This window comes from Streptomyces sp. JJ66, assembly GCF_019303495.1.
In the GTDB taxonomy this organism is placed as follows: Bacteria; Actinomycetota; Actinomycetes; order Streptomycetales; family Streptomycetaceae; genus Streptomyces.
Genome location: NZ_JAEVFI010000020.1, coordinates 1 through 2,104, shown reverse-complemented (window position 1 = coordinate 2,104; position 2,104 = coordinate 1). Strand labels below are relative to the sequence as shown.

General features: G+C 72.7%; 4 protein-coding genes. 1 reads left to right on the top strand and 3 read right to left on the bottom strand.

The window, feature by feature from the left end; all coding sequences use genetic code 11:
• The first annotated feature begins 150 nt into the window (after nt 1-150).
• Entirely contained in the window at nt 151-801 is a 651-nt protein-coding gene (locus JJV70_RS22845) for a hypothetical protein (protein WP_257574031.1), read from the top strand.
• Here JJV70_RS22845 and JJV70_RS15635 read toward each other — a convergent pair.
• The 3 genes from JJV70_RS15635 to JJV70_RS15625 all read right to left on the bottom strand — a co-directional run bounded on the left by JJV70_RS15635 (nt 749) and on the right by JJV70_RS15625 (nt 1,869).
• Nucleotides 749-1,009: a hypothetical protein gene (locus tag JJV70_RS15635; protein ID WP_219048592.1), complete on the bottom strand. Its 261-nt coding sequence runs from the start codon at nt 1,007-1,009 to the stop codon at nt 749-751. The two genes, JJV70_RS22845 and JJV70_RS15635, sit on opposite strands and share 53 nt — an antisense overlap.
• Nucleotides 1,006-1,311 (bottom strand): DUF6247 family protein, encoded by a 306-nt coding sequence (locus JJV70_RS15630; RefSeq protein WP_219048591.1) that lies wholly within the window; start codon nt 1,309-1,311, stop codon nt 1,006-1,008. Before JJV70_RS15630 ends, JJV70_RS15635 begins: the two co-directional genes overlap by 4 nt.
• An 84-nt stretch (nt 1,312-1,395) precedes the next feature.
• The gene (locus JJV70_RS15625; protein WP_219048590.1) at nt 1,396-1,869 is read right to left on the bottom strand and encodes a hypothetical protein; all 474 of its coding nucleotides are present in this window, start codon (nt 1,867-1,869) and stop codon (nt 1,396-1,398) included.
• Nucleotides 1,870-2,104: the final 235 nt, after the last annotated feature.

The window sequence follows — 2,104 nt, the reverse complement described above, 5'->3', positions numbered from 1 at the left end:
TCTCCGGGGAGCTGCCCGGAGCGACGCCGCCGCCAGCCTGAGCCGCGGGCGGTCGGCGCGCGGACGGCGGAAGCAGGCGTGGCCCTGGCGAGCCCGGGTCGTTGAACACCCGGCCGCCGTGGCCGCTGACCGCCGAGCGAACGAGGACCGATGCCGAACAGGCCGCCGTACGACACAACCTACGGCTTCGACCACGCCACCCGGACGGTGCGCGTCCATCATCACGACCTGGCCCGGCTGCTGCTGATGTTCCGCTCGCTGATGCGCGAGACGCAGAAGCCGGACTCGTGGGAGCACATGCACGACTACGACCTGTCCTTCGAGCGCCTCGCGGACGCGGCCGACGCCGCTGCGGAGATCGTCTGTGGCGAGAAGTGGCAGGGGCCTGATCTGCGGATGCGCTGCACGACCACCGAGCCGGTCTATGACTGGCCCGAGGGCGGCCCGTACGACGGGGAGGCGACGTTCACCTGGAAGGTGCCGGGCTACGGCTCACACGCCTCCGACGACGACCAGGTCCAGCACCACTCGAACACGGGCCGCGCCGGGTGGAGGGGCTGCCTGAGTGCCCGGAGTGCCGGCGTGAGGTGCAGCTCGGTGCCGACCGCCCGCGCGGCGCCTGGTGACAACTGCCGGGCGGCTACGCGTTGCCGCCGGGTGGCAACGAGTGGATACGGCGGTGGCTACGACGCGCAACGGCCCGGCCCCGGCAGCTGCAATGCCGGGGCCGGGCCGTTGCCAGGGGCGGCTACCCGAGCCAGACGATGTTCAGGACGGTCAGGCTGTTCAGGGGCCGGTTGACCCAGTAGGTGACGGAGAGCTGGCCGACGGCCGCGTAGCGGACGTCCTCACCTTCGTCGTCGTCGGTGTCGAACTGCCGGAAGCCGAACGGATCGTCGGCGGCCGCGGCGAGGATGTCCCACACGGTGTCCGCCGCGTGCTCGGGCAGCGCGTCGAGGACCTTGGCGGCCGGGGCGGAGACGCGGACCGCGTACGGCGACGGGCTCACCGGCGCCGTCGGCGGAGCTCCGCCAGGTCGACGGCGTCGCTGTCGTCGTAGCCGGAGGCGACGAACGCGTCGACGGCCGGGGCGTGCGCGATGCGGCCCTGCCAGTCCTGGACGACCTCGTAGAGCCCGGCCAGGGAGAAGGTGCGGCGGGATTCCTCGAGGACGGCAGACCACTCGCGCTCGAAGGCCGGCACCCAGGTCTCCGCGCGCTTGTCGGCGCGCAGCTGGGCGAGGAGTTCGGCCGGCGCCCCGGGCGCGGGGGCGTACGGCGTGAGGGGGGCGTGGTCGGGCTGGGCGCTCATCTGGTCCTCCCGGCAGGTCCTCCCCTCACGGTACGCGCGTCGGGCGGTGGTGGATGCGGGCATGGGCAGATCCCTTCTGCCAGGTCAGAAAACGGGGGTGAGCTCGGGCGCCTCGCTGGCCGACTGCTCGAGGAACCGTCCGTACGCGGTCTCCGCGAACCACCAGGCCGCGGAGGTGGGGGTGTGCCGCCGGATCGGCTTCCACGGGCGCGGCTCCACGAGAGTCTCCAGCTCTCCACTGTCGTGTTGGAGGCACACGCCGATCCCATAGAAGCCGAAGTCCAGCAGTTCCTCCGGGGCCATCAGGCGGTTCAGCGGCCTGGTGATGATCACCCGGCGGGCGCAGAACGGTGCGAACTGCGACGCCGCGTCCAGCACCAACTTGCTGGGGCTCGTGGTCCGTACCGTGGCCACCGTCACCCGGCAGGGCCAGGCGACATGCCGCGTGACGGCCCCGCCCTCGACCGAGCAGATCCCGGCCGGGGCCCGCGTCACGTACGCGCGCTGATGGTCGGTGAGGTCCGCGACGGGGACGGGGAGGCCGTGCGGGAGCGCCATAAGGATGTCCAGGCCGCCGAAGCCGTGGCCGGTGGCGACTCCCAGCCCGGCGGCGCGACGACGCTCGTGCTCGGCATCGTCGATGTCGAGCTGCAGCTCGGCCGTACCGAATCCGGCGGAGGCACCAACGGTGGCTATCCCCCCTCGCTCCGCTGCTGGGGCAGGGCGCGGGCGACGGCCTGGGCGTGCTCGCGCAGCGGCAGGCCTTGCTTGTCCGAGGTGGCGGCCACGTAGT